At 69.0% G+C, this 26,499-nt stretch carries 29 protein-coding genes; 4 read left to right on the forward strand and 25 right to left on the reverse strand.

What is annotated here, in order from left to right:
- Window positions 1-18: 18 nt before the first annotated feature.
- The 6 genes from CK951_RS04780 to CK951_RS04805 all read right to left on the reverse strand — a co-directional run bounded on the left by CK951_RS04780 (window position 19) and on the right by CK951_RS04805 (window position 4,930).
- Window positions 19-489: a cupin domain-containing protein gene (locus CK951_RS04780; protein WP_096785069.1), complete on the reverse strand. Its 471-nt coding sequence runs from the start codon at window positions 487-489 to the stop codon at window positions 19-21.
- Window positions 489-1,700 (reverse strand): acetyl-CoA C-acetyltransferase, encoded by a 1,212-nt coding sequence (locus CK951_RS04785; RefSeq protein ID WP_096785070.1) that lies wholly within the window; start codon window positions 1,698-1,700, stop codon window positions 489-491. The genes CK951_RS04780 and CK951_RS04785 overlap by 1 nt, the downstream gene beginning before the upstream one ends.
- 71 nt (window positions 1,701-1,771) lie before the next feature.
- The gene (locus tag CK951_RS04790; protein ID WP_096785071.1) at window positions 1,772-2,224 is read right to left on the reverse strand and encodes a GFA family protein; all 453 of its coding nucleotides are present in this window, start codon (window positions 2,222-2,224) and stop codon (window positions 1,772-1,774) included.
- A 13-nt stretch (window positions 2,225-2,237) separates the two neighbouring features.
- Window positions 2,238-4,013, reverse strand: coding sequence for an acyl-CoA dehydrogenase C-terminal domain-containing protein (locus CK951_RS04795; RefSeq protein WP_096785072.1), 1,776 nt, complete (start codon window positions 4,011-4,013; stop codon window positions 2,238-2,240).
- A gap of 19 nt (window positions 4,014-4,032) precedes the next feature.
- Window positions 4,033-4,425: a MerR family DNA-binding transcriptional regulator gene (locus tag CK951_RS04800; RefSeq protein WP_096785073.1), complete on the reverse strand. Its 393-nt coding sequence runs from the start codon at window positions 4,423-4,425 to the stop codon at window positions 4,033-4,035.
- A 124-nt stretch (window positions 4,426-4,549) separates the two neighbouring features.
- Window positions 4,550-4,930, reverse strand: coding sequence for a MerR family DNA-binding transcriptional regulator (locus CK951_RS04805; RefSeq protein WP_096785074.1), 381 nt, complete (start codon window positions 4,928-4,930; stop codon window positions 4,550-4,552).
- Window positions 4,931-5,036: 106 nt separating this feature from the next.
- Between CK951_RS04805 and CK951_RS04810 the strand changes: the two genes are divergently transcribed.
- The 3 genes from CK951_RS04810 to CK951_RS04820 are packed head-to-tail and all read left to right on the forward strand — an operon-like array spanning window position 5,037 to window position 7,268.
- Complete coding sequence (locus CK951_RS04810; protein WP_096785075.1) at window positions 5,037-5,465, forward strand: PaaI family thioesterase; 429 nt, start codon at window positions 5,037-5,039, stop codon at window positions 5,463-5,465.
- The gene (locus CK951_RS04815; protein WP_096785076.1) at window positions 5,462-5,968 is read left to right on the forward strand and encodes a PaaI family thioesterase; all 507 of its coding nucleotides are present in this window, start codon (window positions 5,462-5,464) and stop codon (window positions 5,966-5,968) included. The genes CK951_RS04810 and CK951_RS04815 overlap by 4 nt, the downstream gene beginning before the upstream one ends.
- The gene (locus CK951_RS04820) at window positions 5,961-7,268 is read left to right on the forward strand and encodes an MATE family efflux transporter (RefSeq protein ID WP_096785077.1); all 1,308 of its coding nucleotides are present in this window, start codon (window positions 5,961-5,963) and stop codon (window positions 7,266-7,268) included. Before CK951_RS04815 ends, CK951_RS04820 begins: the two co-directional genes overlap by 8 nt.
- On the opposite strand, the gene CK951_RS04825 is transcribed toward CK951_RS04820, so the two are convergent.
- From CK951_RS04825 to CK951_RS04885, 13 genes are all read right to left on the reverse strand, one after another.
- Window positions 7,265-8,023, reverse strand: coding sequence for a TIGR02186 family protein (locus tag CK951_RS04825; protein WP_096785078.1), 759 nt, complete (start codon window positions 8,021-8,023; stop codon window positions 7,265-7,267). The genes CK951_RS04820 and CK951_RS04825 overlap by 4 nt on opposite strands.
- A complete protein-coding gene (locus CK951_RS04830; protein ID WP_096785079.1) occupies window positions 8,020-8,940 on the reverse strand; it encodes a sulfite exporter TauE/SafE family protein in 921 nt (306 codons plus the stop codon). The genes CK951_RS04825 and CK951_RS04830 overlap by 4 nt, the downstream gene beginning before the upstream one ends.
- An 88-nt stretch (window positions 8,941-9,028) precedes the next feature.
- Complete coding sequence (locus CK951_RS04835; RefSeq protein ID WP_096785080.1) at window positions 9,029-9,829, reverse strand: purine-nucleoside phosphorylase; 801 nt, start codon at window positions 9,827-9,829, stop codon at window positions 9,029-9,031.
- 1 nt (window position 9,830) lies between these two features.
- Window positions 9,831-10,796, reverse strand: coding sequence for an ABC transporter permease (locus tag CK951_RS04840; protein ID WP_198402404.1), 966 nt, complete (start codon window positions 10,794-10,796; stop codon window positions 9,831-9,833).
- Window positions 10,796-11,890 (reverse strand): ABC transporter permease, encoded by a 1,095-nt coding sequence (locus tag CK951_RS04845; protein ID WP_096785082.1) that lies wholly within the window; start codon window positions 11,888-11,890, stop codon window positions 10,796-10,798. The genes CK951_RS04840 and CK951_RS04845 overlap by 1 nt, the downstream gene beginning before the upstream one ends.
- Complete coding sequence (locus CK951_RS04850; protein ID WP_096785083.1) at window positions 11,890-13,464, reverse strand: ABC transporter ATP-binding protein; 1,575 nt, start codon at window positions 13,462-13,464, stop codon at window positions 11,890-11,892. Before CK951_RS04850 ends, CK951_RS04845 begins: the two co-directional genes overlap by 1 nt.
- On the reverse strand, window positions 13,465-14,460 hold the full coding sequence (locus CK951_RS04855; protein WP_096785084.1) for a BMP family protein: 996 nt from the start codon (window positions 14,458-14,460) through the stop codon (window positions 13,465-13,467). It lies immediately after the preceding gene.
- Window positions 14,461-14,639: 179 nt separating this feature from the next.
- Window positions 14,640-15,053: a GNAT family N-acetyltransferase gene (locus CK951_RS04860; RefSeq protein WP_096785085.1), complete on the reverse strand. Its 414-nt coding sequence runs from the start codon at window positions 15,051-15,053 to the stop codon at window positions 14,640-14,642.
- Window positions 15,050-15,658: a tRNA (adenosine(37)-N6)-threonylcarbamoyltransferase complex dimerization subunit type 1 TsaB gene (gene tsaB / locus CK951_RS04865; protein WP_096785086.1), complete on the reverse strand. Its 609-nt coding sequence runs from the start codon at window positions 15,656-15,658 to the stop codon at window positions 15,050-15,052. The genes CK951_RS04860 and tsaB overlap by 4 nt, the downstream gene beginning before the upstream one ends.
- A complete protein-coding gene (locus CK951_RS04870) occupies window positions 15,648-16,208 on the reverse strand; it encodes a NifU family protein (RefSeq protein ID WP_096785087.1) in 561 nt (186 codons plus the stop codon). Before CK951_RS04870 ends, tsaB begins: the two co-directional genes overlap by 11 nt.
- 124 nt (window positions 16,209-16,332) lie before the next feature.
- On the reverse strand, window positions 16,333-16,788 hold the full coding sequence (locus tag CK951_RS04875; protein WP_096787162.1) for a universal stress protein: 456 nt from the start codon (window positions 16,786-16,788) through the stop codon (window positions 16,333-16,335).
- Window positions 16,789-16,843: 55 nt separating this feature from the next.
- Complete coding sequence (locus tag CK951_RS04880; protein ID WP_096785088.1) at window positions 16,844-17,707, reverse strand: branched-chain amino acid aminotransferase; 864 nt, start codon at window positions 17,705-17,707, stop codon at window positions 16,844-16,846.
- An 81-nt stretch (window positions 17,708-17,788) separates the two neighbouring features.
- Window positions 17,789-18,271, reverse strand: a complete 483-nt coding sequence (locus CK951_RS04885) for a VOC family protein (RefSeq protein WP_096785089.1) — start codon at window positions 18,269-18,271, stop codon at window positions 17,789-17,791.
- Between the two features lie 281 nt (window positions 18,272-18,552).
- Between CK951_RS04885 and CK951_RS04890 the strand changes: the two genes are divergently transcribed.
- Window positions 18,553-19,101, forward strand: a complete 549-nt coding sequence (locus CK951_RS04890) for a L,D-transpeptidase (RefSeq protein ID WP_096785090.1) — start codon at window positions 18,553-18,555, stop codon at window positions 19,099-19,101.
- Between the two features lie 15 nt (window positions 19,102-19,116).
- On the opposite strand, the gene CK951_RS04895 is transcribed toward CK951_RS04890, so the two are convergent.
- The 6 genes from CK951_RS04895 to CK951_RS04920 form a co-directional block, all read right to left on the reverse strand.
- A complete protein-coding gene (locus CK951_RS04895; protein ID WP_096785091.1) occupies window positions 19,117-20,007 on the reverse strand; it encodes a lysophospholipid acyltransferase family protein in 891 nt (296 codons plus the stop codon).
- Window positions 20,008-20,198: 191 nt separating this feature from the next.
- Window positions 20,199-21,275, reverse strand: a complete 1,077-nt coding sequence (locus CK951_RS04900; protein WP_096785092.1) for a flagellar motor switch protein FliG — start codon at window positions 21,273-21,275, stop codon at window positions 20,199-20,201.
- Window positions 21,276-21,335: 60 nt separating this feature from the next.
- Window positions 21,336-21,491 carry a hypothetical protein gene (locus CK951_RS21315; protein WP_096785093.1) on the reverse strand — a complete coding sequence of 52 codons (156 nt, stop codon included), beginning with the start codon at window positions 21,489-21,491 and terminating at the stop codon, window positions 21,336-21,338.
- 111 nt (window positions 21,492-21,602) lie between these two features.
- Window positions 21,603-22,907, reverse strand: a complete 1,305-nt coding sequence (purB, locus tag CK951_RS04910; RefSeq protein WP_096785094.1) for an adenylosuccinate lyase — start codon at window positions 22,905-22,907, stop codon at window positions 21,603-21,605.
- A gap of 86 nt (window positions 22,908-22,993) precedes the next feature.
- Window positions 22,994-23,248: a DUF333 domain-containing protein gene (locus CK951_RS04915; RefSeq protein ID WP_096785095.1), complete on the reverse strand. Its 255-nt coding sequence runs from the start codon at window positions 23,246-23,248 to the stop codon at window positions 22,994-22,996.
- Window positions 23,249-23,369: 121 nt separating this feature from the next.
- A complete protein-coding gene (locus CK951_RS04920; RefSeq protein WP_096785096.1) occupies window positions 23,370-26,498 on the reverse strand; it encodes an efflux RND transporter permease subunit in 3,129 nt (1,042 codons plus the stop codon).
- Between the last annotated feature and the right edge of the window lies 1 nt (window position 26,499).

Raw genomic sequence — 26,499 nt, forward strand, 5'->3', positions numbered from 1 at the left:
TCGGGAACTGGAGCGGGGTCAGCGCGGCCCCTGCCACGGGCTGCCGTCGCGATAGGTGAAGCGGGCCTCGCCGTCCTCGACATGCAGAACGAAGTCATGGTCGGAGTAATGCGCAACCTCGCGCGGGGCGCGGCTGCCCACCACGAGGAAGCGCGCCACCCGGTCCGTGCGGTTCAGGAAGTGGTGCCCGTCCGGCTCGCCTGCCGGGAAGGCTGCGCAGTCGCCGGGGCGCATGATGGTCTCGCCCGCGTCCTGCACAAGAATGCATTCGCCTTCGGTCACCATGACGAACTCGTCCTCCTGCTCGTGCCAGTGGCGCAGCGACGACATGGCGCCCGGCTCCAGCGTCACGAGGTTGGCGCCGAACTGCGTGAGCCCGCCAGCCTGGCCCAGCCGCAGCGAACTGCGGCCGGCGACCATCGAGGCATAGGGTTCGGGATAGATCGAGCCGGTCTTCACCGGACAGTTGGCAAGGTCGATGATGCCCATCACAGCCTCTCGATGATGGTGGCCGCCCCCATGCCCGAGGCGACGCAGAGCGTGGCCAAGCCCACGCCCTTGCCCGAGCGCTCGAGTTCATCGAGCAGCGTGCCGATGATGATGGCGCCGGTGGCGCCCAGTGGGTGCCCCATCGCGATGGCGCCGCCGTTCACGTTCACCCGGTCGGGATCCACGTCGAAGGCCTGCTGGAAGCGGAGGACCACCGAGGCGAAGGCCTCGTTCACCTCGAACAGGTCGATGTCCGAAATCTCCATGCCGGCGTCGCGCAGGATCTTCTCGGTCACCGGCACCGGGCCGGTCAGCATGATGGTCGGATCGGTGCCAATCTTGGCGGTCGCACGAATGCGGGCGCGGGGTTGCAGGCCATGCTTCTCGCCGAACTCGCGGCTGCCGATCAGGACCGCCGCTGCCCCGTCCACGATGCCCGAGGAATTGCCCGCATGGTGGATATGTTCGATCCGTTCAAGCTGCGGATACTTCATGATCGCCAGCTTGTCGAAGCCCGGCATCTGCTCGCCCATCTCCTTGAAGGCGGGCCGCAGCGCGCCGAGCGACTGCATATCGGTCTCGGGCCGCATGTGTTCGTCGCGGTCGAGGATCGCGAGGCCGTTCTGGTCGCGCACCGTCATGACCGAGCGCGCGAAGCGCCCCTCGTCCCAGGCGCGGGCGGCGCGCTTCTGGCTTTCCACCGCCAGCGCGTCGGCATCGTCGCGGCTGAAGCCGTAGCGCGTCGCGATGATGTCGGCCGAGATGCCCTGCGGCACGAAATAGCTCTTCATCGCGAGCGAGGGATCAACCGCGATCGCCGCGCCGTCCGAACCCATGGCGACGCGGCTCATCATCTCGACCCCGCCGGCGATATAGCCGTCGCCCGCGCCGGCGCGGACCTGGTTTGCGGCAAGGTTCACCGCCTCCATGCCGCTGGCGCAGAAGCGGTTGATCGAGAGGCCCGGGATCCTCTCGTCGAGATCCGACAGCAGCACCGCCGAGCGTGCGAGGCAGCCGCCCTGTTCGCCGACCTGCGTGGCATTGCCCCAGATCACGTCCTCAACGGCCGCGCCGTCAAGGTTGTTGCGGGCCTTCACCTCGTTCAGCACCTTCGCCGACAGCGCGACCGAGGTCACCTCATGCAGCGCGCCATCCGGCCGCCCCTTGCCGCGCGGCGTGCGCACGGCGTCGTAGATGTAGGCTTCCGTCATCACTCCTCCTCGGCCGGGTCCCCGTCCCGGCATGTCGTGGGTCCGGCGCGCCTGACACGGCGCGCGGCAGATCAGCCGGCCTCGGGCGCCTGGTGCGAGACGACCCTGGCCACGGCCTCCGGCCGGGTCTCGCGCTCGGGCAGGTCATTGAGCTGCGCGAGCCACGGCATCCGCGCCTCGATCCCGCAGTTGTAGACCGGGCGGTAGTCGAAGCCCGAAAGCGATCCGGCCATGAACTCGGTCGTGTCCCCGTCACGGTCGCGGAAGAACAGCGGCGTGCCGCAGGTCGCGCAGAAGCCGCGGTCCGAGATGTTGGACGAGGCCCAGGTGGCCGGCGTGCCGTGCCACGTCACATCGGCCGTCGGCACTTCCAGGAGCGGCGCAAACGCGTTGCCTGTCGCGCGCTGGCACATCCGGCAGTGGCAGACGCTGGCCTTTTTCGGCCCCGCCGCCACCTCGTAGCGCACCGCGCCGCACTGGCAGCCGCCGCGCGCCGCGGATTGTTCGGTCATGTCGTCGCGCATCGCTTCCTCCGGTTCAGAAGGCTTCGGCCGGCAGGCCCATCACCGGCTCCGCCCCGCTCTCGATCCGCGCGAGATGGAACGCCGTCGCCGGCAGTTGCCGCGCCATGTAGAAGCGGCCCGTGGCGATCTTCGCCTCCAGCATGTCGCGATCGCCGCGGCCGGCATCGAGCGCCTCCATCGCGGCCTTCGCCATCTCGGCCCACATGTAGCCGAGGCAGAGGTGCCCCATCATGGTCATGAAGTCGTAGGAGCCCGCCAGCGCCTCGTCCGGGTTCTTCAACCCCTTGTCGGCAAAGAACATCGCGGCCTTCTGCACGTCCTTCGAGGCCTGCTTCAGCGGGCCGGTGAAGCCGCGCAGACGTTCGTTCTCGGCATTCTCCAGAAGGAAGTGGCGGATCAGGTGGAAGAAGGCGAGCGCATGCTTCCCGCCGTCCGCCGCGAGTTTGCGCCCCACGAGGTCAAGCGCCTGGATGCCGTTCGCGCCCTCGTAGATCATGGCGATCCGCGCGTCGCGGGCGAACTGGCTCATCCCCCATTCCTCGATGTAGCCGTGACCGCCGAAGACCTGCTGCGCGGCCACGGTGCATTCAAACCCCTTGTCAGTCTGGAAACCCTTGATGACCGGGGTCAGCAGCGAGATCAGCCCCTCGGCCTTCGCGTCATCAAGCTTCGCCGCCCGGTCGATCATCTGCGCGCCCCAGAAGGTCAGCGCGCGGGCGCCCTCGATGAAACTCTTCTGTTCCATCAGGTTGCGCCGAATGTCGGGATGCACGATCAGCGGATCGGCCGGCCCGTCGGTCGTGCCCTGACCCGAAAGCGAGCGGCCCTGCAGCCGGTCCTTCGCATAGGCCAGCGCGTTCTGATAGGCGGCCTCGGCCACGGCATAGCCCTGCAGGCCGACGCCGAGGCGGGCCTCGTTCATCATGGTGAACATGGCGCGCATGCCCTTGTGCAACTCGCCCAGCAGGAAGCCCTTCGCGCCGTCGTAGTTCATCACGCAGGTGGCATTGCCGTGAATGCCCATCTTCTCCTCGATCTTGCCGACCGAGACCGCGTTGTGCTCGCCAAGGGAACCATCCTCGTTCACGAGGACCTTCGGCACGATGAAGAGCGAGACGCCCTTCGTGCCCTCGCCGCCCCCCGGCGCCTTGGCCAGCACCAGGTGGATGATGTTCTCGGCCATGTCGTGATCGCCAGCCGAGATGAAGATCTTCTGCCCGGTGATGCGGTAGCTGCCGTCGTCCTGAGGCTCGGCCTTCGTGCGCATCATGCCAAGGTCGGTGCCCGCGTGCGGCTCGGTCAGGTTCATCGTGCCGGTCCAGTCGCAGGTCACCATCTTCGGCAGGTAGATGCGCTTCTGCTCCTCGCTGCCGTGGGCATGGATCGCCGAATAGGCGCCGTGCGTCAGGCCCTGGTACATGTTGAAGGCCATGTTGGCCGAGACGAAGATCTCGCCCACCGCGGTCTGCATCAGATAGGGCAGGCCCTGGCCACCGAATTCGGGGTCGCAGTCGAGCGCGGTCCAGCCGCCTTCCTTCAACTGGTGGAAAGCCTCGGCGAAGCCCTCGGGCGTGCGGACCACGCCGTTCTCCAGGCGGCAGCCTTGCGCGTCGCCCACACGATTCAGGGGCGCGAGCACGTCCCGGGCGAGCTTGCCGGCCTCCTCCAGCACGGCCGCGGTGAAGTCCGGCTCCAGCTCGTCATAGCCGGGGATGCCGGTGGAGGTGACCTTCAGGACCTCGTGCAGGATGAACTGCATGTCGGCCACGGGTGCGGTGTAGATGGGCATCGTCTCCTCCCTCTGCCGTTCACTCGGCCGCGCGGCGGAAGGCGGCCAAGGCCGCCTCGCCCCAGGCGAGCTGATCCTTCAGTTCCGCGATCGCCTCGTCGAGCTCCGCGCGCTGGCGTTCCATCTGCGCCAGCCGCTGCTTCGCGACGTCATAGGTGCGCATCAGCTGCACCTCCTGGCTGCCGTCGCGGTCGTAGAGGTCGAGAAGCTGGCGGATCTCCTCGAGGCTGAAGCCGAAGCGCTTGCCGCGCAGGATCAGCTTCAGCCGTGCGCGGTCGCGTCGGGTGAACAGGCGGCGCGTGCCGTCCCGCACGGGGAACAGCAGTTCCTTCGACTCGTAAAAGCGCAGGGTCCGGGGCGTCACGTCGAACGCCTCGCACATCTCGCGGATGGTCATCACGTCGCTGGTCATCGCTCTCTCGCAAGGCTCCGGAAGGCGGGTCATGCCTTCCAGATGGATCCCGATCTCAGCGTTACCAGATTGCTTGACGTTGACGTAAACGTGACGTGACGTCAAAGCGACGCGTGACGTCGTGTCAGCTTGAGGGCGTCGCCAGTTCGGCCGCTGTCGAGTCCCGCAGCGCCTGCAGGTCGGCGATCGTGACGTCCAGTTCCTTGCGCTGGCGGGTCAGTTCGGCAAGCTGCCGATCGGCCATCTCGATCCACGCTTCCAACTGAGGCCGCGTGCCCTTCTGCTGGTAGATCAGCAGCCATTGCCGGATCTCCTCCAGCCCGAAGCCGAAGCGACGGCCACGCAGGATCAGGGTCATCCGGGCAATCTCGCGCGGGCCGTAGAAGCGCGCGCGGCCCTCCTTCTCGGGCTGCAGTAGCTCGATATACTCGTAATAGCGCAGCGTCCGCGGCGTGACCTCGAACCTTGCGCACATTTCCTTGAAGCTGAGACGGGTGTCGGACATGGGCTCCCTCCGTTGCGGCAAGCTAAGCGCAAGCGGGGGGCCTGTGCAATCTGGCCTTGCGGGGCTCGACCGTTGGGCGATTATGCAGGCCCCGGACGGAGGACCCATGACCGACATCTCGCGAGCAAGGCAGTTCATCGAGGCCATTCCCCATTCCCGCGCGCTGGCCATGCGGCTGGACGAGATCGACGCCGGACGCGCCGTGATCTCGATGCCGTGGGACGCGCGCTTCGTGGGCGATCCCGCGACCGGCGTGATCCATGGCGGCGCGGTCTCGGCGCTGATGGATACCGCGAGCGGAGCGGCGGTGATGTCGCATCCCGAGGCCGGGCCCTCCACGGCCACGCTCGACCTGCGCATCGACTACATGCGGCCCGCGACGCCGGGCCAGCGCATCACGGCGGTTGCCGAATGCTATCACGTCACCCGCACGGTCGCCTTCGTCCGTGCCGTGGCGACGGATGAGGACGCGAGCCGCCCGGTCGCCAGCGCCACTGGCGCCTTCACCATCGAGCGCAAGGGAGGCGCCGCATGACCCGCCCGCAGCCCGAACCCGTGCAGGTGGTCAAGCAGCGGCGGGATGCGGCGCTTCGCGCGCTGGTCGGCGGCGTGCCCTACATCACCTATCTCGGCATCCAGTTCGACCGGCGCGGCGACGAGCTGACCGCCATCCTGCCCTTCGACGAGAAGCTCATCGGCAACCCGATGCTGCCCGCGCTGCACGGCGGGGTGACCGCGGCCTTCCTTGAGGTCGCCTCGATCATCGAACTCTCGTGGTCGGTCCTCTGGCAGGAGATGGAGAACGGCCGCCTCGATCCGGTGCAGGTGCAGACCGCGCTGCCGCGGCTTCCGAAGACCATCGACTTCACGGTGGACTACCTGCGTTCGGGGCTGCCGCGCGACGCCTATGCGCGGGCGCGGGTGAACCGCTCGGGGCGGCGCTACGCGAGCGTCCATGTCGAGGCCTGGCAGGACAACCGGCAGCGTCCCTTCGCGCAGGCAACGGGGCATTTCCTGATGCCGGGGCCGAATGACTGAGATCACGCACCGCCGCATCCTGCGCATGGCGGTGCCGATCGTGCTGTCCAACGCGACCGTGCCGCTGCTCGGCGCGGTCGATACCGGGGTGGTGGGGCAACTCGGGCAGGCGGCTCCGATCGGGGCCGTGGGCCTCGGCGCGGTGGTGCTGGCCACCGTCTACTGGGCGTTCTCGTTCCTGCGCATGGGCACTTCGGGGCTGGCCGCGCAGGCGCATGGGGCGGGGGACGAGGCCGAACGCTCGGCGATCCTGCTCCGCGCGCTGCTGATCGGCGGAGCGGCAGGCCTCGGCTTCATCCTGCTGCAGGGGCCGCTGATCTGGGCCACCTTCCGTCTCGCCCCCGCGTCCCCGGAGGTCGAGACCCTGACGCGGAGCTACCTGCAGATCCGCATCTGGGGAGCGCCGGCCACCATCGCGCTTTATGCCGTCACCGGCTGGCTGGTGGCGCTGGAGCGGACACGCGGCATCCTTGCGCTGCAACTCTGGATGAACGGGTTGAACATCGCGCTGGACCTGCTGTTCGTGATCGGGCTGGGGTTCGGCGTGGCGGGGGTGGCCGTCGCCACGCTGATCGCGGAGTGGAGCGGCCTGGCACTCGGCCTCTGGCTCTGCCGCGCGGCCTTCGGTCCGGTGCTGGCCGCCGCCCGGGCGCGGTTGGCGGATGCCGAGGCGATCCGCCGGATGCTGGGGGTCAACCGCGACATCATGGTGCGCTCGGTGCTGCTGCAGGGCAGCTTCACCACCTTCGTCTTCCTCGGCGCCGGTTTCGGAGACGTCACGTTGGCCGCGAACCAGGTGCTGCTGCAGTTCCTCTCGGTCTCGGCCTATGCGCTCGACGGCTTCGCCTTCGCGGCCGAGGCGCTGGTGGGGCAGGCGGTCGGTGCCCGTTCGGTCGCGCGGGTGCGGCGGTCGTCGATCCTGCTCGGGCAGTGGGGGGCAGGCGGAGCCGTTCTGATCGCCGCTGCCATCGCCGCCTTCGGGCCCGCGATCATCGACCTGATCGCCACCGCGCCCGAGGTGCGCGCCGAGGCGCGGGCCTATCTGCCGTGGCTCGTGGCGGCGCCCCTCGTGGGCGTCGCAAGCTGGATCTTCGACGGCATCTTCATCGGCGCCACCCGCACGCGCGAGATGATGCAGGCGATCCTGATCTCGGTCACGCTCTACGGGCTGGCGCTTCTCGCCTTCGTGCCGCTGATCGGCAACCACGGGCTCTGGGCCGCGCTGATGGTGCTGAACGGCGCGCGCGGGGTGACGATGGCGCTGCTCTATCCGCGGGTCGAGGCGAGGGCCGCGGCCTAGCGGATGAAGCGGAACGCGGCCGAGGCGCCCCAGCCCGCGACCACCGCCAGCACCAGCGACAGGAGGCCGTAGATCAGCGGCTGCTCATGCGCGAGGGCGAAGACGAAGCGTTCGATCCCGGCCTTCTGAACGCCGATCCGGTCCTCGAACTCGTCCACCACCCGGCCGTCGCGGGTCAGGAAGACCCGCACGCCATAATCCCCCTCGGTCAGGTTCGCCGGAAGCTGGATGTCGGTGCGGAACAGCGTCCCCTCGGTCAGCCGGACTGCGCCTTCCTGCAGGACGTATCGGCCTTCGTCGCGGCGGATGCGCTCCAGCGCCTCGACGAAGCTCGGGGCGTTCTCGGCCTGCGCGCTGATGCCGATGGCGCGGATCGCCCGCGGGATCGAGATCTTGTAGCGCAGGTTGTCGGTCTCGGACAGGATCGCCTCCAGCGGGCCGCTCGTGGCGACCGCATAGAAGCTCGGCGCGCGGCCGATGCGCACCTTCTCGCGGTTGATCCAGATGCCGAAGCGACGCTCCTTCTTGCGGACCATCACCTGCGTGGGGGGCCCCGCCACGGTGACGATCACGTTCAGCGCCCCGTCCGGCTCGGGACTTTGACGCTTCACCGCGCCGTAGATCATGATCTCCGACCCCTGGAAATCCGCCGTGATCGAGACACGGGTCTCGGACAGCCCGAGGACGATCTGCTCGTCCTGCGCCAGCGCTGCGGGGGCGAGAAGGGCCAGCACGAGGAGGCAGAGCCGGATCATGGCAGCACCCCGGCAGTCAGGCTGTAGAGCTCGTTCGGGCGGATCAGCAGGTCAGCGGCGATCTTGACGGAGACCGCGAGCACCAGAAGCGCGAGGAGGACCCGCAACTGCTCGGCCCGGAGCCGCACGCCGATCCGCGCGCCGACCTGCGCGCCGATCACCCCGCCCACGATCAGCACCAGCGCCAGCGCCATGTCGACGGTCTGGCTGGTCACGGCATGCATGACGGTGGTGAAGGCGGTCACGAAGATGATCTGGAACAGCGAGGTGCCGATCACGATCTTGGTCGGCATCCCCAGCAGGTAGATCATCGCGGGCACCATGATGAACCCGCCGCCCACGCCCATGATCGCGGCCAGAAAGCCCACGAAGCCGCCGACCAGCATCGGCGGGATCACCGAGATGTAGAGGCCCGAGGTGCGGAACTTCATCTTCAGCGGCAGCTTGTGCGCCCAGCCGTGCTGGCGTGCGCGCTTGACCGTCGCGCCTTGCCGCTTGGAGCGCAGGAGCGCCCGAACGCTTTCCTGGAACATCGTGGCGCCGACGAGGCCCAGGAACAGCACATAGGCCAGCTGCACGAACAGGTCGACCTGCCCGAGCGTCGCGAGCCGCGCGAAGACCGCAACCCCCACGGCCGAGCCCGCCACACCCCCCGCCAGCAGCACGAGTCCCATGCGGAAATCCACCGCCCTGCGCTTCAGTTGCGCCAGCACCCCCGAGACGGAGGAGGCCACGACCTGGTTCGCTCCGGTTGCCACCGCGACCGCCGGAGGGATGCCGATGAAGAACAAGAGCGGCGTGATCAGGAAGCCTCCGCCCACGCCGAACATGCCGGACATGAAGCCGACGATCCCGCCAAGCCCAAGAAGCAGCAGAACGTCGACGGAAACCTCGGCGATGGGCAGATAAAGCTGCATGGGGCCGGTCTTGCGGAGGAGGAGGATGAGTCTTCAAGACATGCGCGCTGCGGCATGGCTTGTCAAACGGCGGTGACCTGCGGCCGCCTCATCGCAGGCGGCGCAGGAATTCCCGCAACACCCGCTCCAGCTTTTCCGCCCCCAGCGGGGCCATGGCCTTGGTGTGCTCGTGGCTGATCGCCTCGTCCGACAGGCCCGCGCCCATGTTGGTGACGGTCGAGATCGCCGCGACCCTCAGCCCGAGGAAGCGGGCGAGGATCACCTCGGGCACGGTGGACATGCCCACCGCATCCGCGCCGAGCATCCTCGCCATCCGCACCTCGGCCGGCGTCTCGAAGGACGGCCCGGAGAACCATGCATAAATGCCCTCGCCAAGCGGCACGTCCGCCGCCGCCGCCGCCTCGCGAAGTCGCGCGCGAAGGTCGGGGTCGTGGGCCTCGGTCATCGGCACGAAGCGCGCGTCCGAGGGCTCGCCGATCAGCGGGTTCGCTCCGGCAAGGTTCAGGTGGTCCGACAGCAGCATCAGGCTGCCCGGCGGCAGGTCCGGCCGCAGGCTTCCGGCGGCGTTGGTGGCGATCAGCGCCTCGGCGCCCAGCCGCTTCAGCACGTCCAGCGGCACCCGCATCGCCGCCGCGTTCCCGCTCTCGTAGTAATGCGCCCGCCCCCCGAAAACCGCGACCCGTACGCCCTCCAGCGTGCCGATCACCAGCTTCGGGTTGTGGCCCGACACCGTGGCCACGGGGAAGCCGGGCAGGTCCTCGTAGGGCAGCGCCACGCCCTCGACCGCTTCGGCGAGATGGCCGAGGCCCGAGCCGAGGATCAGCCCCAGCCGCACCGGCTCGTGCCCCGCCTTGGCGCGGATCAGGCTTGCGAGCATCTCGGCCGGCATCTCAACGTTCCTTCACATAGGGCTGCCCGCCGGCCCGGGGCGGGATCGCCTTGCCGACGAAGCCGGCAAGGATCACCACGGTCAGGATGTAGGGCAATGCCTGCATGAACTGCACCGGAAGCGGCACTCCCCAGAGGTTCAGCGACTGGTAGCGGTTGGCGACCGCCTCGAGCAGGCCGAAAAGCATCGTGGCCCCCAGCGCCTGCCAGGGCCGCCACTTGGCAAAGATCAGCGCGGCCAGCGCGATGTAGCCGCGGCCTGCCGTCATCTCCTTCACGAAGCCCGCCGAGAGACCGCAGGCGAGGTAGGCGCCCGCAAGGCCGGTGAGCAGCCCGCAGATCGCCACGGCGGCATAGCGGATGCCCACGACCGAGACGCCTGCGGTATCGACCGCCGCGGGGTTCTCGCCCACCGCGCGAAGCCTCAGCCCGAAGCGGCTGCGGTAGAGCACCCACCAGGCCAGCGGCACGGTCAGGAAGGCGATGTAGACCAGCGCCGTGTGGCCCGAGACCAGCTCGGCATAGATCGGCCCCACCACCGGCACGCCGCGCAGCTCCTGCGCGAAGGGCAGGGTGATCGCGCCGAAGCGCGCGCTGCCTTCCAGCGCCGGGGTCCGGCCGCCAAGCGCGAACCAGTATTGCCCTAGCAGCACCGTCAGCCCCGAGGCGAGGAAGTTGATCGCCACGCCCGAGATCAGCTGGTTGCCGCGGAAGGTGATCGAGGCAAGCCCGTGGATCGCCGACATCAGCAGCGCGGCGAACACCCCCGCCAGCACGCCGATCCAGACCGAGCCGGTGACGAAGGCCACCGCTGCCGACAGGAACGCGGCCGAAAGCATCTTGCCCTCGAGCCCGATGTCGAAGATGCCCGCCCGTTCCGAGAACAGCCCCGCAAGGCAGGCCAGCAGCAGCGGCGTGCCCAGCCGGATCATCGAGTCGAGGATCTGGAGGACGGTCGGCAGATCCATCACTTCGCCCCCTTGCGGGCGCGCAGGAACAGCGCCGCGACCGGCTGGCGCACCATGTTGTCGAGCGCGCCGGTGAACAGGATCACCAGAGCCTGGATCACGGTGATCAGCTCCCTCGGGATCGAGGTCCAGAGCGCAAGCTCCGCGCCGCCCTGATAGAGGAAGCCGAACAGCAGCGCGGCGAGAAGCACGCCGAACGGATGGCTCCGCCCCATCAGCGCCACGGCGATGCCGATGAAGCCCGCGCCCTCGACCGAGTTCAGCACCAGCCGCTCGGCCTCGCCCATCACGTTGTTGATCGCCATCAGCCCCGCCAGCGCGCCCGAGATCAGCATGGCGATCATGGTGATGCGGACGGGCGAGATCCCGGCATAGACGGCGGCCTTCTCGGACTTGCCGAAGGCCCGGATCTCGTAGCCCAGCCGCGTGCGCCAGATCAGCGCCCAGACCACGACGCAGGCGGCCAGCGCGATGAAAAGGCTGACGTTCGCCGGCGTGCTCTTCGAGAACGGAATGCCTACGGCGCCGAGGACGTTGCCCAGTCCCGGCAGGTTGGTCGTGTCCGGAAAGCGGCCGGTGGCCGGGTCCATGCTGCCGGTAGGGCGCAGCACGTTCACCAGCAGGTAGTTCAGCAGCGAGGCCGCGATGAAGTTGAACATGATCGTCGTGATGACGATGTGGCTGCCGCGCCTCGCCTGAAGCCAGGCCGGAACCGCCGCCCAGAGCGCCCCCAGCGCCGCGCCCATCGCCGCCGCACCGATCAGCGCCAACGACCAGTGCGGCCAGGGCACGAAGAGGCAGGCCAGCGCCACGCCGAGCCCGCCGAGCGTCGCCTGTCCCTCGCCGCCGATGTTGAAGAGGCTGGCGTGGAACGCGACCGCGACCGCGAGGCCGGTGAAGATGAAGTTGGTGGCGTAGTAAAGCGTGTAGCCCCAGCCGTAGCTGGAGCCGAGCGCTCCCGTCACCATCAGCTTCATCGCCTCCCACGGGTTCTCGCCGATGGCGAGGATCACCCCGGAGGAGATCGCGAAGGCGATCACCAGCGAGATCAGCGGCACCAGCAGCGCATCGGCCCAGCCCGGCATCCGTTCCATCAGGCCGCTCCCCTTTCGCCGACCCCGGCCATCAGCAATCCAAGCTCGCGCTCGTTGGTGGCTTTCGGATCGCGGATGCCCATGATCCGGCCGTCGAACATCACAGCGATGCGGTCCGAGAGGCTCATGATCTCGTCCAGTTCGACGCTGACCAGCAGGATCGCCTTTCCGGCATCGCGCAGCGCCACGATCTGCTTGTGGATGAACTCGATCGCCCCGATGTCCACGCCGCGGGTGGGCTGGCCGATCAGCAGCAGGTCGGGGTTGCGCTCGATCTCGCGCGCCACGATCAGCTTCTGCTGGTTGCCGCCCGAAAAGCTCTTGCCCGGCAGGGTGCAGGTCGGGGGGCGCACGTCGAAGCGGGCCATCTTGGCCTCGCAATCCGCGCGCACCGCGTCATTGTCCATGAAGACCGCGTTGGACTGATACTCCGGCGCGTCCTGGTAGCCGAAGGCCACGTTCTCCCAGGCCGAGAAATCCATGATCATCCCGAGGTTCTGCCGGTCCTCGGGCACATGCGCCACCCCCGCCTCGCGCCGCGAGCGCCCGTTGCAGGACTTGCCCGACAGGTCCAGTCCGCGCCCGTTCAGCCGGACATGGCCGGTGCCGCGCTGGATGCCGCCCAGCACCTCCAGCAGTTCGGACTGCCCGTTGCCCGCCACGCCCGCGATGCCGAGGATCTCTCCCGCCCGGACCGAGAGGCTCACGCCCTTCAGCCGCTCGACGCCATGCCCGTCGCGGACGCGCAGGTCCTCGATCTCGAGGACGGTGCGCCCGGGCTGCGCCGGCCCCTTCGCCACATGCAGCAGCACCTTGCGGCCGACCATCAGCTCCGCCAGTTGCTCGGGGCTAGTCTCGGAGGTCTTCACCGTGGCCGTCATCTCGCCGCGGCGCATCACGCTGACGGTGTCGGTGATCTCCATGATTTCGCGCAGCTTGTGGGTGATCAGGACGATGGTCTTCCCCTGGGCCTTCAGCCCGCGCAGGATGCGGAACAGGTGATCCGCCTCGGGCGGGGTCAGCACGCCCGTCGGCTCGTCGAGGATCAGGATGTCGGCATGGCGGTAGAGCGCCTTCAGGATCTCCACCCGCTGCTGGTGGCCGACCGACAGATCCTCGACCAGCGCGTCGGGATCGACGTCGAGTTCATATTCATGCGCAAGCTCGGTCAGCGCCTTGCGCGCCTTGGCGAGTGCCGGCCTCAGCAGCGCCCCATCCTCGGCGCCGAGGATGACGTTTTCCAGCACGGTGAAGTTCGGCACCAGCTTGAAGTGCTGGAACACCATGCCGATGCCGGCGCGGATCGCGCCCTGACTGTCCTGAATCTGCGTGGGGCGGCCGCCGATCAGGATCTCGCCCGCGTCGGCGCGGTAGAAGCCGTAGAGGATCGACATCAGCGTCGACTTGCCCGCGCCGTTCTCGCCGATGATGCCGTGGATCGAGCCCCTGGCCACGCGCATGCTGATGTCGCGGTTGGCCTGCACCGGCCCGAAGGCCTTGGAAATGCCCCGAAGCTCGATCGCCGGGGGAGGGACGGCCGCCTCCGGCCGCCCCGGTGCCAGATCGGCCGCCATTCAGAACGACGCGGCGGGGCAGGTGTTGTCGGTCATGTAGTCGTGGACCGCGATCTCGCCCGCCTTGATCTTCTCGGCCGCGGCATCCACGGCGGTCTTCATCTCGTCGGTCACCAGCGCGGCATTGTGCTCGTCCAGCGCATAGCCCACGCCTTCGCCCTTCAGGTCGGCCACGACCGTGCCGGTCTCAAGGTCGGTTCCCGCCTTGAACGCCTCGTAAACCGTGTTGTCCACCCGCTTGATCATCGAGGTCAGCACCTTGCCGGGATGCAGGTGGTTCTGGTTGCTGTCCACGCCGATCGACAGGATGTTCTCGTCGGCCGCCGCCTGCAGCACGCCAAGCCCGGTGGAGCCCGCGGCGGCATAGATCACATCCGCCCCCTGCGAGATCTGCGAGCGGGCGAGTTCCGTGCCTTTCACCGGATCGGCCCAGGCCGCGGGGGTCGTTCCAGTCATGTTGATGATGATCTTGCCATCCGGCTTCACGGCCTTGAAGCCTTGCGCATAGCCGCAGGCGAACTTGCGGATCAGCGGGATGTCCATGCCGCCGACGAAGCCCACCGTGCCCGATTTCGACGCCATCGCCGCCATCATGCCGACGAGGTATGACCCCTGATGTTCGGAAAAGACAACCGAGCGCACGTTCGGCTGCTCCACCACCGCGTCGATGATCGCGAATTTGGTGTCCGGATAGTCGGGCGCGACCTCGTTCAACACGTCGCCGAAGGCAAAGCCGGTCATCACGATCGGGTTCGAGCCGGTCTCGGCCAGCCGGCGCAGCGCCTGTTCGCGCTGGGCCTCGGACTGCATCTCGAGTTCCTTGTAGGTGCCGCCGGTCTCCTGCACCCAGCGCTGCGCGCCGTTGAAGGCGGCCTCGTTGAACGACTTGTCGAACTTGCCGCCCAGATCGAAGATCAGCGCCGGATCGGCCAGTGCCGCGCCCGCGGTCAGCGCAAGGGCCGCGGCGTTGCCGGCAAGGGTCTTGGTGAGGGTCATGGAGTTCTCCCGGTTGTCGTTGTCCTGCGACCGGCTGTTCTCCCGTCCGATCGCGGCAGGTTCGGGATCAATCTAGGGCCGAAGGCCGCGGAAGGGTCAACAGGATTCTGTGAGGCGGGAAGAGGGGTTCCACCCGCCGGCGGGATGCCGCGGCGTCAGGCGGAAGGCGGGGCGCTGGCTCAGCCCGCGGCCCGCGCAAGGACCAGCGCATCGAGCCGGGTCCCCTCGCGCGTGACGAAATAGCCGCGCCGGCGGCCGGCCTCGGCAAAACCCGCGCCGCGGTAGAGCGCGAGGGCTGCGACGTTGTCGGCCGCAACCTCGAGAAAGGCATGGTCCGCTGCGCGCGCTGCCGCCTCGGACAGGAAGGCCTGCACCAGCCGGGCGCCGAGACCCTGCCGCCGCGCCTCGGGGGCCACCGCGAGCGTCAGGATCTCCGCTTCGCCTGCCACGGCACGACCGAGAAGGAAACCCTGCGCTTCGGCGAGCAGGAAGACGGTCGGATCGGCCAGAAGGTCTGTGAACTCGGCCTCCGACCATGGCCGGGGGGTGAGGAACACCCGCCCATGCAGGGCGGCAAGGGCGTCCGGCGTCACAGGATCACCGGCGGGGGATCGGCGGTCGGTGCCGCATCCGCGCCGCGCAGGTAGAAGGGCGCGGGCCGCGGATGATCCTCGCCCAGCCGCGAGAGCGCCACGCGCGCGATCGCCTCGGCCAACGGAAACCGGGGTGCCTCCACATCGGCGAAGGCAGCGCTGCCGACCTGCCGCGGCGCGCGCACTTGCAGCCCGTCGCGCAACGCGATGACCGGCGGCTCGAAGCCGTCGCGCAGATAGACCTCGCCCCGGCGGGCATCCTCGATCACCGCAACCGGCGCGGGAAGGCCGAAAGCCAGGGCGTCGAAGCGGGTCACCCCGATCGCCGGCCGCTTCAGCGCCAGCGCAAGGCCGCGCGCGGCTGACACCGCGATCCGCACGCCGGTGAAATTGCCTGGGCCGGTGCCCACTGCCAGCGCGTCGAGATCGCGCCAACTCATTCCGGCCTCGGCCAGCATCTCCTCAAGCAGCGGGATCAGGCGTTCCGCCTGACCCTTGTCCATCGCCTCGTCGCGCAACACCAGAAGCCGCTCGCCCGAGAGCAAAGCGGCCGCGCAATGCGCGGCCGATGTGTCGAAGGCCAGAAGGCGGGGCTCAGGCCGCAACCGGGCGGACCTCCAGCACTTCGGGGATGTAGTGCCGGAGCAGGTTCTCGATCCCCATCTTCAGCGTCAGCGTGGAGGAGGGGCAGCCCGCGCAGGCGCCCTGCATGTGGAGGTAGACGATGCCGCGGTCAAAGCCGTGGAAGGTGATGTCGCCGCCATCCTGCGCCACTGCCGGACGCACGCGGGTGTCCAGCAACTCCTTGATCTGGCGCACGACATCGGCATCGGGGCCGTCGTGCGAGGCATGGCCCGAGGCCGCCTGCTCGCCCTCGATCACCGGGGCGCCGGACTGGTAGTGTTCCATGATCGCGCCGAGGATCGCGGGCTTGATGTGATCCCAGGCCACGCTGTCCTCCTTCGTCACGGTGACGAAGTCGGTGCCGAAGAACACGCCCGACACGCCGCCGGTGGCGAAGATGCGCCGCGCCAGCGGCGACGGGGCCGCGGCCTCGGCGCTGGCGAAGTCGGCGGTGCCGGCCTCGAGCACGGTCTGGCCCGGCAGGAACTTCAGCGTCGCCGGGTTCGGCGTGGATTCAGTCTGGATGAACATGGGGAAGCCTCCGCGATCAGGCCTCGATATGCGCTTCCTGACGCTTAAAGTCAAGAATTGCGCCCGGCCCTGATCCACGACCGCACGCCACGGGTTGGAAGCGCCGCAGCACGCCACGCACCGATCAGGTTATCGCCTCCAGCCGCTCCTTCGACATCTCGCCGGGGACGATGGTGATGGGGATCGGCAGGTTGCCCGAGTTCCGGCTCATCTGCGTCACCAGCGGCCCCGGCCCCGACTTTTCGGTCGAGGCGCCGAGCACGAGCACGCCGATCGACGGATCCTCCTTAACCTGGGCGAGGATCTCCTGCACCGGGTCGCCCTCGCGGATCACCAGTTCCGGATCGATGCCCTGCCGGTCGCGCATCCACTTGGCGAAGACTTCGAAATGCGCCTCGATCCGCTCGCGCGCCTCGGTCCGCATCAGGTCGGCCACGCCCATCCAGTGCTGGTATTCCTCGGGCGGGATGATCGACAGGATCTGCACCCCCGCCCCGGTGTGGGCCGCGCGCAGGGCCGCAAACCGCATCGCGTTCAGGCACTCGCGGCTGTCGTCCAGCACGACCAGAAACTTGCGCATGACGTCCTCCTGACCGGCGGGGATGATGGCGAAGCCGCTGCGGGCGCGCAAGTCCTCAGCCGGCCGAGTGCGCCCAGTCCCAGTAGAGGCGGCGGGCGAGCTTCGTGACCGGGCCGACCTGATAGGAGGTGCCGTCGAACGCGGTCACCGGCGTCACCTTGGCGAAGTTGCCCGACAGGAAGACCTCGTCCGCTCCGTGGAAGTCGTCGAAGGTCAGGACGGTCTCGACCACGTCCACGCCATCGGCGCGCAGGTTCGCGATGTGGCGCGCGCGGGTGATGCCGGACAGGAAGGTGCCGTTGGCGATCGGCGTGAAGACCACGCCGTCCTTGACCATGAAGACGTTGGCGGTCGCCGTCTCGGCCACGTTGCCCATCGCATCGGCCACGAGCGCGTTGCCGAAGCCCTTGGATTTCGCCTCGACCAGCATCCGCGCGTTGTTCGGATAAAGGCAGCCGGCCTTGGCGTTGCACACGTTGTCCTCGAGCACGGGCCGGCGGAAGCGGGTGCGGGTGAGGGTGGTGGTGGCTTCCGGCGCGGGCATGGCCACCTCCTCGAGGCAGAGCGCAAAGCCGGTCGCCCCCGGCTTCGGCGCGACCCCGAGTTCCGAGCCGTCGAGCGCCCAGTACATCGGCCGGATGTAGACCGCCTGATCCTTGCCGTAGGCCCTGAGGCCCTCGCGCGCGATCGCGACCATCTCGTCGGTGCCGACGGTCGGCGTGATCATCAGCGCCTCGGCCGAGCGGTTGACGCGCGCGCAATGCGCCTCGAGGTCGGGCGCCACGCCCTCGAAATGCCGCGCCCCGTCGAAGACCGAGGAGCCCTGCCAGATGCCATGGTCGGCCGCGCGCATGACCGGGACGTCGCCGTCGTGCCAGCGTCCCTCGAAGAAGGTGCGGATGTTCCTGCCGAATGCCATGGTGATCTCCTGCGTCTAGCGGCGCCACTTAATCACCGGCGGCGGGCGGGGTCCAGATGGCGGGCCGCCCGGTCGCCGCGGTCAGGCGGCCTCGGCCAGCAGCGCATCGAGGTCGAGTCGGCGGGTGACCATTGCAAGGCCGCCGTCGCCGTCGCGCGGCCAGTCTTCGGCGACGCGGTCGCGATAGAGTTCCACCCCGTTGCCGTCGGGATCGCGCAGATAGACCGCCTCGGACACGCCGTGATCGGCCGCACCCTCGAGCGGCAGCCCGGCCTCGATCACCCGGCGCACCGCGGCGCCAAGCGAGGCCCGGTCGGGGAACAGGATCGCGGTGTGGTAGAGGCCCGTCGTGCCCGGTGCCGGGGGACGCCCGCCCAGGCTCTCCCAGGTGTTGAGCCCGATGTGATGGTGATAGCCGCCGGCCGAGAGGAAGGCGGCCTGCGTGCCGAACCTCTGCTGCACCTCGAAGCCGAGGACGCCCGAATAGAAAGCGATGGCGCGATCGAGGTCGGCGACCTTCAGATGGACATGGCCGATGCGGGTTTCTGCGGGAAGTGACGGCATGGTGGTCTCCCTGACGATGTGCCGGCAAGATAGGGTGGCGCACGACGGCGGGACAGGCGCGTCCGCGCACAGTCACTGAGCGGCGGCGCCGGATCTTCGCTGCCCGCCCAGCATGGCGGCACGGCTGCGGGTTCCGCATGCGGCAGGGCGGGCGATCGGCGGAATTCCCCCGCGGCAACACTTCGTGATTTGCCGGGATCGGACGCCCGCCGCACCTTCGACGCAGGGCGCGGCCGCGAGTCGCAGCCTGCAAGAAAAAGATAACGAGCAGGTAAGTTTCGATGCAGAAGTTCAACCTCCGCCGGCGGGGCCTCCTGTCGGCTGCGGCGGCCGCATTGACGGGCCTGGCCCTCGCCGGCGGCGCGCGGGCCGGGGCCGAGCCCGCCCTCCGGGCACCGGACTGGCGCCACCACTTTCCCTCGCTTGGCGACGGCGCCATCCTGGCCGACCTGCGCGAACGGACCGTGCATTTCTGGGCAGAAGATGAGCGTCTCTACCGCAGCTTCCCGGCCTCGGTTCCCCGCGCGCGCGAATTCGCGCGGGTCGGCGGAACGCGGGTGATCCGGAAGGTGGAGGGTCCGACCTGGCGGCCGACGCCCTGGATGCGCGAGCGCGAGCCGCATCTGCCGGCGAGCGTGCCGCCCGGACCGGGCAATCCGTTCGGCAGCCATGCGCTGCACCTCGAATGGGATCACTTCCGCATCCACGGCACCGATGATCCCGCCCGCATCGGCCGCGAGACGACGCTGGGCTGCATCGGGCTTTCGAACGAGCACATCGCCGAGCTTTTCGCCCTCGCGCGGGTCGGCACGCCCGTGCGGCTGATCTGAACGACTGCCCCGCGGTCAGGCGGCGGAGGCGCGCGCCGGGACGCGCCAGCGACGGTGGATCCAGAACCACTGGTCCATGTGGTCCCGGACGATTTCTTCCAGCGAGTCGTTCAGCGCCTGCGTCATCTCGGAAGGCGTACCGCGCGGGATCGGCGCGCCGACGCGGATGGTGAAGTCGAGGCCGTTCGCGGCGCGGATCGCATAGACCGGCACCAGCGGCGCATCGTATTTCAGGGCAAGCTCGGCTGCGGAAAGGGCTGTCTTCGCCGGCTGTCCGAAGAACTGCAGCACGGCGCCGTCACGCATGTGGACATCGATCAGCAGGCCCAGCATGCCGCCGCCGCGCAGGTGGCGCAGCATTCCGGCAAGGCCCTGCTTGCCGCGCGGGAAGATCGGCTCGCCGATCGCGGCCATGGCGCGGACGTAGTGTTCGTTGAAATACCGGTTGTTCATCGGGCGGTAAAGCCCGCCGATTCGGAAGCCGCGCGCCATCAGCGCGGCGCGGCTAGCGTCGTAGTTGCCGAAATGGCCGGTGACGATGACCACCGGCCGCCCCTCGGCATGGGCCGCTTCCAGCGTGGCCAGCCCCGGCCCGCCGACGGGATGGCGCGCGGCGCGTTCCACGAACTCGCGCCCGGAATAGGATTCGATGACCGAGCGGCCGACATTGTCGGGCACGCGGCGCATTAGGCGGCGGACCTCGGCCTCCGGCAGGTCGGGCATGACCCGGGCGAGGTTGTCGCGGACGCGCCGGTCCCACCCGGCAAGCGGCGCGATGAGGCGTGACATCACCCAGCCGCAGAGCGGCACGCGCCACTCGTAGGGCAGAAGCAGCAGGGCCCCGATCAGGGTGCGCAGCAGGCGGTCTTGCGCCCATGCCGCGGGGCCGGTTCGTCTGGATGCCATGCGTCTTCGCGGCAGCCGCCGCCCTCGTTGACTGGCGGAAGACATAGAGGGCGGAGCCGTGGACCTCAAGCGGCACCGCCGGAAGCGGGTCGGGCTCGGCGGATGCCGGCCAGCGCGGGTCGCGCAGGTCAGGGCGCCAAGCGCAGAAGCTCCGCCTGCGGTTCTGGAGCCTTACCCGCGGGATGCGCGCACTAGTCCTCCTCGTCCTGCGTGACCAGCACGATTTCGCCTGCCGCCTCCAGTTGGCGGATGGCGGCGACGATGGCGTTCATCGCCTCTTCCGCCTCCTTGTCCTTCACCTTGCTGCGGGCGGCGGCCTCTTCCCGCAGCGCCTGCGCCATGCGCTGCGACATGTTGGCAAGGAGGAACTCCACACCCTCCACCAGTTCCGGCCGCGATTGCGCGGCGGCGATGACGGCCACCAGACGCGACTGGTCCACCGCCCGGGTGACCTTCGACACGTCCCGGCCCAGCAGCCGCTGCGGCACATGCTCGAAGGTGAAGATCGCCTTCCGCACCTGTTCGGCGAAGGCGGCATCCTCCTCTTCCAGCCCCTTCAGCACCTCGTCCCGCGTCAGCGCCGCCGAGACGTTCAGGATCGCACCCACACGTTCGACAGGCGTGGAGGCGAAGGCGCGCGGGGGTTCGGCATCCAGTTGCGCCGCCAGCGACTGCCCGATGCGGCGGACCGTCTCGGGTTCGACACTTCCGGTCTGCGAGACGGCATAGGCCACCCGGCGCGCCTTCTCGCCCGGCAGCTTGCTCAGCAGGTCCGCGGCCTTCGCCACCGGCAGCTTCGAAAGCATGACGGCGGCCACCTCCACGCTCTCCTCCTCCAGCACGCGCACAAGGCTTTCGGGCGGCATGGTCACCAGCCGCTCCCACGGGTCGCCCTTGAACTGGACCCCGGCCTGCCGGCGCAGGCGGGTCGCGGCGGCGGGGCTGATATGGCCGTCCATGACCGCCAGAGCGCCCTCGAGACCACCCGGGAAGGACAGGCCCACCGCTTCCAGTTCCGAAACGAACTCCTCGACCACCGCGGTCATGGTGGCGCGATCGATGGTGCGCATGCGCGCCATCTGCTCAGCCAGGCCTTCCTGCATGTCGTCGGGCAGCGCGGTCAGCGGCAGCGGCGTACCTTCCGCGAGCAGCAACCGCACGATGATCGCCGCCTTTTCGCGGCGGGAGAGGGGGCGCGGCGCCCCCTCGTCCCTGTCGATGGCAACCGCCCGCTGCGCGGGCCGGATGCGCGCCAGAGCCTGTGACATGGTTCCCCGATTCGCTTGCAGTTTCGGGGGCAGGATGGCGTCCGTGCGGTTAATGGCGCCTTAGCTCGAGGCGTTGATGCAGCCTTTCACCACCGGATCGTAGATCTGGCCCTCGCCGCAGGCGGAGGCGGTGGTCTGGTGCTTTGCATTGCAGTCGGCGAAGGCGAGCGCGGGGGCCGCGATCAGCGCGAGCGCCGCGAGGGTAAGCTTCGTCATGCAGTCCTCCTGTCAGGATGGGATGGCAAGGTCAGCAATCGCACCCGCGGGAGGGTAGCACGATTCGCCCCGCGGCAAGAGACCGCGGGGCTTCACGCAAGCGTGACGGGCTCAGGCGCCGAAGACGCGGGCGAAGATCGTGTCGACGTGCTTGAGGTGATAGCCCAGGTCGAACTTTTCCTCGATCTCGGCGGGCGACAGGGCGGCGGTCACTTCCGGATCGGCCAGCAGCTCCTCCTTGAAGTCGCGGCCCTGCTCCCAGACCTTCATCGCGTTGCGCTGGACGAGGCGATAGCTGTCCTCGCGGCTCACGCCGGCCTGCGTCAGCGCCAGAAGCACGCGCTGGCTCATCACGAGGCCGCGGAACTTGTTCATGTTCTTCAGCATGTTCTCGGGGTAGACCACGAGCTTCTCCACCACGCCGGCCAGCCGGTGCAGCGCGAAGTCGAGCGTGATCGTGGCGTCCGGCCCGATGGCACGCTCCACCGAGGAATGCGAGATGTCGCGCTCGTGCCAGAGCGCCACGTTCTCCATCGCCGGGATCACCGCCATGCGCACCAGCCGGGCGAGGCCGGTCAGGTTCTCGGTCAGCACCGGGTTGCGCTTGTGCGGCATGGCCGACGAGCCCTTCTGGCCGGGCGAGAAGAACTCTTCCGCTTCAAGGACTTCGGTGCGCTGCATGTGGCGGATCTCGATGGCGACGTTCTCGATCGAGGAGGCGATGACGCCGAGCGTGGCGAAGAACATCGCGTGCCGGTCGCGCGGGATCACCTGGGTCGAGATCGGCTCGGGGAGAAGGCCGAGCTTTTCGCAGACATGCTCTTCCACCGCCGGATCGATGTTGGCGAAGGTGCCGACGGCGCCGGAGATCGCACCCGTGGCGACTTCGGCGCGGGCGTTGACGAGGCGCGAGCGGTTGCGCGCCATCTCGGCGTAGAAGCGGGCGAAGGTCAGGCCCATCGTCGTCGGCTCGGCGTGGATGCCGTGGCTGCGCCCGATCCGGACGGTGTCCTTGTGCTCGTAGGCGCGGGTTTTCAGCGCGGCAAGCACCCGGTCGAGGCCGGCAAGCAGCAGGTCTGCCGCGCGAACGAGCTGGATGTTCAGCGTGGTGTCGAGCACGTCCGACGAGGTCATGCCCTGATGGACGAAGCGCGCCTCGTCCGATCCCACGATCTCGGCCAGATGGGTCAGGAAGGCGATCACGTCATGCTTCGTCACCGCCTCGATCTCGTCGATGCGGGCCACGTCGAAGGTCGCGTCGGCGGCCTTCCAGACGGCCTCGGCATTGGCCTTCGGGATCACGCCAAGGGCCGCCTGCGCGTCGCAGGCATGAGCCTCGATCTCGAACCAGATGCGGAACTTGGTCTCGGGCGACCAGATGGCCACCATCTCGGGACGGGAATAGCGCGGGATCATCGGCGGGCCTCTCCTTCATGCGGGCGCGGTCGCCTTAGCGCCCGGGCGGCAGGCTGGCAAGGCTTCCGCGGCCCGGGCGGCGCCGGTCAGAGCGGCTCGCTGTCGCGGTAAAGCTCCCATTCCTCGACTGTCCGGCCGTCGGGCAGGTTGCAATAGCCGGACTGCCCCGCGCCTTCGCTGCGGATCTCGAGCCGGCCGCCGAGGCGGCTGCAATAGACCGAGGCCGGGTTGGCCATGCCCGGACGGTGCAGGTCGCCCTGCGCCGGGGCCGGGGGGGCACTGCCGCCCCCGCAGGCGGGAAGGGCAAGCAGCAGCAGGAGCGGCATTCGCGAGAGGATCATGGCGGTGGCCTTCGACGGATGTGAGCGCGGCGCGCCGCCGCACGGGATGGCGCGGATCTTCGCAGGCGGCCGGCGTCCCGGCAAGGACGCCCGGAAGCCTGTTCCCGCGCATCGTGCGGGCCTATTCCGCATGCGCCTTCGGCTGCGTCGCCTCGTGCAGCTCGTGCAGCAGCCGGGTCTGTTCCTCGACCTTGGGCGTCGTGAGCCCGGCCAGCAGCAGATATGCGACCGGCGTGAGGTAGAGCGTGGCGACGGTGGCAAGGCCGAGGCCCCCCACGATGATCCAGCCCAGCACCTCGCGCGCCTCGGCCCCGGCGCCGGCCGCGAAGACCAGCGGCAGACCGCCGAGCACGGTGGCGATCATCGTCATCATCACCGGGCGCAGGCGGATCGCGCAGGCATCCTCGATCGCGCGGCGCACGGGATGGCCCTCGTCGCGCAACTGGTTGGCGAATTCCACGATCAGGATGCCGTTCTTGGCCATGATGCCCACGAGCAGCACCAGCCCGATCTGGCTGTAGACGTTGAGGCTGCCGCCCGTCATCACCAGCGCGAAGATGGCGCAGGCGAGGCCCAGCGGCACGGTGGCCATCACGATCACTGCCGAGACGAAGCTTTCGAACTGCGCCGCCAGCACCAGCAGCACGATCACGATGGCGAAGCCGAAGGTCACGCTCAGCCCCGAGGAGGTCTCGCCCAGCGTGGCGGCCTCGGCCAGCGGCTCGATCCGGCTGTCGGGCGGAAGGATGTCGGCGGCCAGCCGCTCCACCTCGTCCAGCGCGTCGCCCAGCGGCAACGCGGGCGAGAGGCTGGCCGAGACGGGAACCGAGCGCATCTGCCCCTCGCGCGAAAGCTCGGGCGCGACGGCGCGTTCGGTGAGCGTGACGAAGCTCGAGATCGGGACCATCTGGCCATCGCCGGTCTGCACGAAGATCCGCTCCAGATCCGCCGGGTCGTTCACCGGCTCGGCGGTCGAGAGCATCTGGATGTCGTAGCTTGCATCGTCGAGGAACACGGTGCCCACGGTCCGCCCGTCGAGCACCGCCTGCAGCGCCTCGCCCAGCCCCGCGATCTCGATGCCAAGATCCGAGGCGCGGGTGCGGTCCACCTCGATGAACAGCTGCGGCTGGGTGGTCTCGTAGCCCACGCGGACCTGGCCAAAGGCGGGGTTCTCCTCCATCCGGTCCACCAGCGCCTGCGCGCTATCGGCCAGCGTCGCGTAGCTGTCGCCGACCACTGCAAAGCTCAGGCCTTGGCCCGCGCCGCGAACGCCCAGCGAGTTCGGCTGGATCGCGAAGGCCCGGATGCCAACGACCTTGCGCAGGCCGGCGTTGATCTCGTCGGCAATCTCCTGCTGGCTGCGCTCGCGCGCCTCCCACGGCGCCAGCGCGATCACCATGAAGCCGCGGTTGTCGCGTCCGCCCTGTCCGGCGATGGCGAAGACGTTCACCACCTCGCCTGCCTCGCGCAACGGGATCAGCAGGTCCTCGATCTCGCGCATCTTGCCGTCGGTATAGTCGAGGGCGACGCCCTGCGGTGCCTGCACCGACAGAAGGATCACCGAGCGGTCCTCGGGCGGGGTCAGTTCCTGTTTCAGCGTGCCGAAGAGGAAGGTCGCTGTCAGCGCGAAACCGAGAGCCACGGCCAGCGTCACCATCGGCGCGTTCAGCGCCCAGCGAAGCGTCACGCGGTAGATCCCGGCCAGCTTCCGGCCGAGCCAGACCACCGGCCCGTGACCCTCGACCTCGCCGCCCGCGCGCAGGAAGCGGCTGGCCAGCACCGGGCAGAGGCTGAGCGCGGTGACGGCCGAAAGAAGCACCGCGATCGCCAGCGTGAAGCCGAACTCGCGGAAGAGCCCCCCGGTCTGGCCCGGCAGGAACGAGAGCGGCACGAAGACCGCGGCGAGCGTCGTCGTCGTCGCGATCACCGCGAAGAACACCTGCTGCGTGCCGAGTACCGCCGCCGCACGCGCGCCCATGCCTTCGGAGCGCCGCCGCACGATGTTCTCCAGCACCACGATGGCGTCGTCCACGACAAGGCCCGTCGCCAGTACCAGCGCGAGCAGCGTCAGGATGTTGATCGAGAAGCCGACCAGCCAGATCGCCGCCAGCGTGCCCACCAGCGCGACCGGAATGGCCAGCGTCGGGATCAGCGTGGCACGGGCGTCGCGCAGGAAGAGGTAGATGATCCCCACCACGATCAGCACCGACAGGCCCAGTGCGATCTCGACCTCGTGGATGGCGCCGTTGATGAAGGTGGCATCGTCCGAGGTCACGAAGATCCGCACGTCCTCGGGCAATTCGTCCTGCAGGTCGGCCACGATGGCGCGCACGGCCTTGGAAATTTCCAGCGTGTTGCTCTGCGCCTGCCGGATCACCCCAAGCCCCACGCCGTTCTCGCCGTTGGCGCGGAGGTAGGTTGCGCCCGGTTCCGGCCCCAGCGAGACCGAGGCGACATCGCCCAGCCGCACGTCCGGGGCCACTTCCAGCGCCTCGAAGGCTTCGGGCGTGGTCACGGTGGCGGTGGTCCGCACCACGAGGCTCTGGCGGCTCGAACTGAGCGAGCCTGCCGGCGCGTCATAGGCGACGCTCGCCAGCGCCGTGCGCAGGTCGGCCAGCGTCAGCCCGCGCGAGGCGAGCTGCATCTGGCGGATGTCCACCCGGAACACCGGCTGCCGGTCGCCGTAGATCTGCAGGTCCGCCACGCCCGGCGCGGCCAGAAGCCGGCTTTCCACCTGATCCTCGACGAGCTGGGTGAGATCCTGGGACGAGCGGCGCGAGGAGGTGACGGCCACGCGCATCACCGCCTCGGCATTGGCGTCGGCCTTGACGATGCGCGGCTCCTCGGCGTCGTCGGGCAGGTTGTTGCGGATGCGCGAGATCGAGTCGCGCATGTCGCTTGCGGCCACGTCGAGGTCCACGTCGTCGTTGAACTCGACCGTCACCCGGCTGGAGCCGAAGCGCGAGGTCGAGGAAATGGACTTCACCCCCGCGACCCGACTGGCCGCGCCCTCGATCTCGTCCGTGACCTCCTGGTCGATGGTCTCGGGCGAGGCGCCGTCGAAATCGGTCGAGACGGTGATGACGGGGCTGTCCACGTCCGGCAGTTCGCGCACGTCGGCGCCATAGAGCGCGGCGAGCCCGGCCAGCAGGATCAGCGCGTTCAGCACGAAGGCGAGGATCGGCCGACGGATGAAGAGGGCGGTGGCGGAATGGGCGAGTTCGCGTTCGTCGGGCTCGGGCAGGGTCATG

Origin of the sequence: Rhodobacter sp. CZR27 (assembly GCF_002407205.1) — a bacterium.
GTDB lineage: Bacteria > Pseudomonadota > Alphaproteobacteria > Rhodobacterales > Rhodobacteraceae > Cereibacter_A.

Bases quoted from the DNA above. Each gene is read 5' to 3' on its own strand.
- CK951_RS04780 (WP_096785069.1), bottom strand. From the start codon at position 489: ATGGGCATCATCGACCTTGCCAACTGTCCGGTGAAGACCGGCTCGATC.
- CK951_RS04785 (WP_096785070.1), bottom strand. From the start codon at position 1,700: ATGACGGAAGCCTACATCTACGACGCCGTGCGCACGCCGCGCGGCAAG.
- CK951_RS04790 (WP_096785071.1), bottom strand. From the start codon at position 2,224: ATGCGCGACGACATGACCGAACAATCCGCGGCGCGCGGCGGCTGCCAG.
- CK951_RS04795 (WP_096785072.1), bottom strand. From the start codon at position 4,013: ATGCCCATCTACACCGCACCCGTGGCCGACATGCAGTTCATCCTGCAC.
- CK951_RS04800 (WP_096785073.1), bottom strand. From the start codon at position 4,425: ATGACCAGCGACGTGATGACCATCCGCGAGATGTGCGAGGCGTTCGAC.
- CK951_RS04805 (WP_096785074.1), bottom strand. From the start codon at position 4,930: ATGTCCGACACCCGTCTCAGCTTCAAGGAAATGTGCGCAAGGTTCGAG.
- CK951_RS04810 (WP_096785075.1), top strand. From the start codon at position 5,037: ATGACCGACATCTCGCGAGCAAGGCAGTTCATCGAGGCCATTCCCCAT.
- CK951_RS04815 (WP_096785076.1), top strand. From the start codon at position 5,462: ATGACCCGCCCGCAGCCCGAACCCGTGCAGGTGGTCAAGCAGCGGCGG.
- CK951_RS04820 (WP_096785077.1), top strand. From the start codon at position 5,961: ATGACTGAGATCACGCACCGCCGCATCCTGCGCATGGCGGTGCCGATC.
- CK951_RS04825 (WP_096785078.1), bottom strand. From the start codon at position 8,023: ATGATCCGGCTCTGCCTCCTCGTGCTGGCCCTTCTCGCCCCCGCAGCG.
- CK951_RS04830 (WP_096785079.1), bottom strand. From the start codon at position 8,940: ATGCAGCTTTATCTGCCCATCGCCGAGGTTTCCGTCGACGTTCTGCTG.
- CK951_RS04835 (WP_096785080.1), bottom strand. From the start codon at position 9,829: ATGCCGGCCGAGATGCTCGCAAGCCTGATCCGCGCCAAGGCGGGGCAC.
- CK951_RS04840 (WP_198402404.1), bottom strand. From the start codon at position 10,796: ATGGATCTGCCGACCGTCCTCCAGATCCTCGACTCGATGATCCGGCTG.
- CK951_RS04845 (WP_096785082.1), bottom strand. From the start codon at position 11,890: ATGGAACGGATGCCGGGCTGGGCCGATGCGCTGCTGGTGCCGCTGATC.
- CK951_RS04850 (WP_096785083.1), bottom strand. From the start codon at position 13,464: ATGGCGGCCGATCTGGCACCGGGGCGGCCGGAGGCGGCCGTCCCTCCC.
- CK951_RS04855 (WP_096785084.1), bottom strand. From the start codon at position 14,460: ATGACCCTCACCAAGACCCTTGCCGGCAACGCCGCGGCCCTTGCGCTG.
- CK951_RS04870 (WP_096785087.1), bottom strand. From the start codon at position 16,208: ATGTTCATCCAGACTGAATCCACGCCGAACCCGGCGACGCTGAAGTTC.
- CK951_RS04875 (WP_096787162.1), bottom strand. From the start codon at position 16,788: ATGCGCAAGTTTCTGGTCGTGCTGGACGACAGCCGCGAGTGCCTGAAC.
- CK951_RS04880 (WP_096785088.1), bottom strand. From the start codon at position 17,707: ATGGCATTCGGCAGGAACATCCGCACCTTCTTCGAGGGACGCTGGCAC.
- CK951_RS04885 (WP_096785089.1), bottom strand. From the start codon at position 18,271: ATGCCGTCACTTCCCGCAGAAACCCGCATCGGCCATGTCCATCTGAAG.
- CK951_RS04890 (WP_096785090.1), top strand. From the start codon at position 18,553: ATGCAGAAGTTCAACCTCCGCCGGCGGGGCCTCCTGTCGGCTGCGGCG.
- CK951_RS04895 (WP_096785091.1), bottom strand. From the start codon at position 20,007: ATGGCATCCAGACGAACCGGCCCCGCGGCATGGGCGCAAGACCGCCTG.
- CK951_RS04900 (WP_096785092.1), bottom strand. From the start codon at position 21,275: ATGTCACAGGCTCTGGCGCGCATCCGGCCCGCGCAGCGGGCGGTTGCC.
- CK951_RS21315 (WP_096785093.1), bottom strand. From the start codon at position 21,491: ATGACGAAGCTTACCCTCGCGGCGCTCGCGCTGATCGCGGCCCCCGCG.
- purB (WP_096785094.1), bottom strand. From the start codon at position 22,907: ATGATCCCGCGCTATTCCCGTCCCGAGATGGTGGCCATCTGGTCGCCC.
- CK951_RS04915 (WP_096785095.1), bottom strand. From the start codon at position 23,248: ATGATCCTCTCGCGAATGCCGCTCCTGCTGCTGCTTGCCCTTCCCGCC.
- CK951_RS04920 (WP_096785096.1), bottom strand. From the start codon at position 26,498: ATGACCCTGCCCGAGCCCGACGAACGCGAACTCGCCCATTCCGCCACC.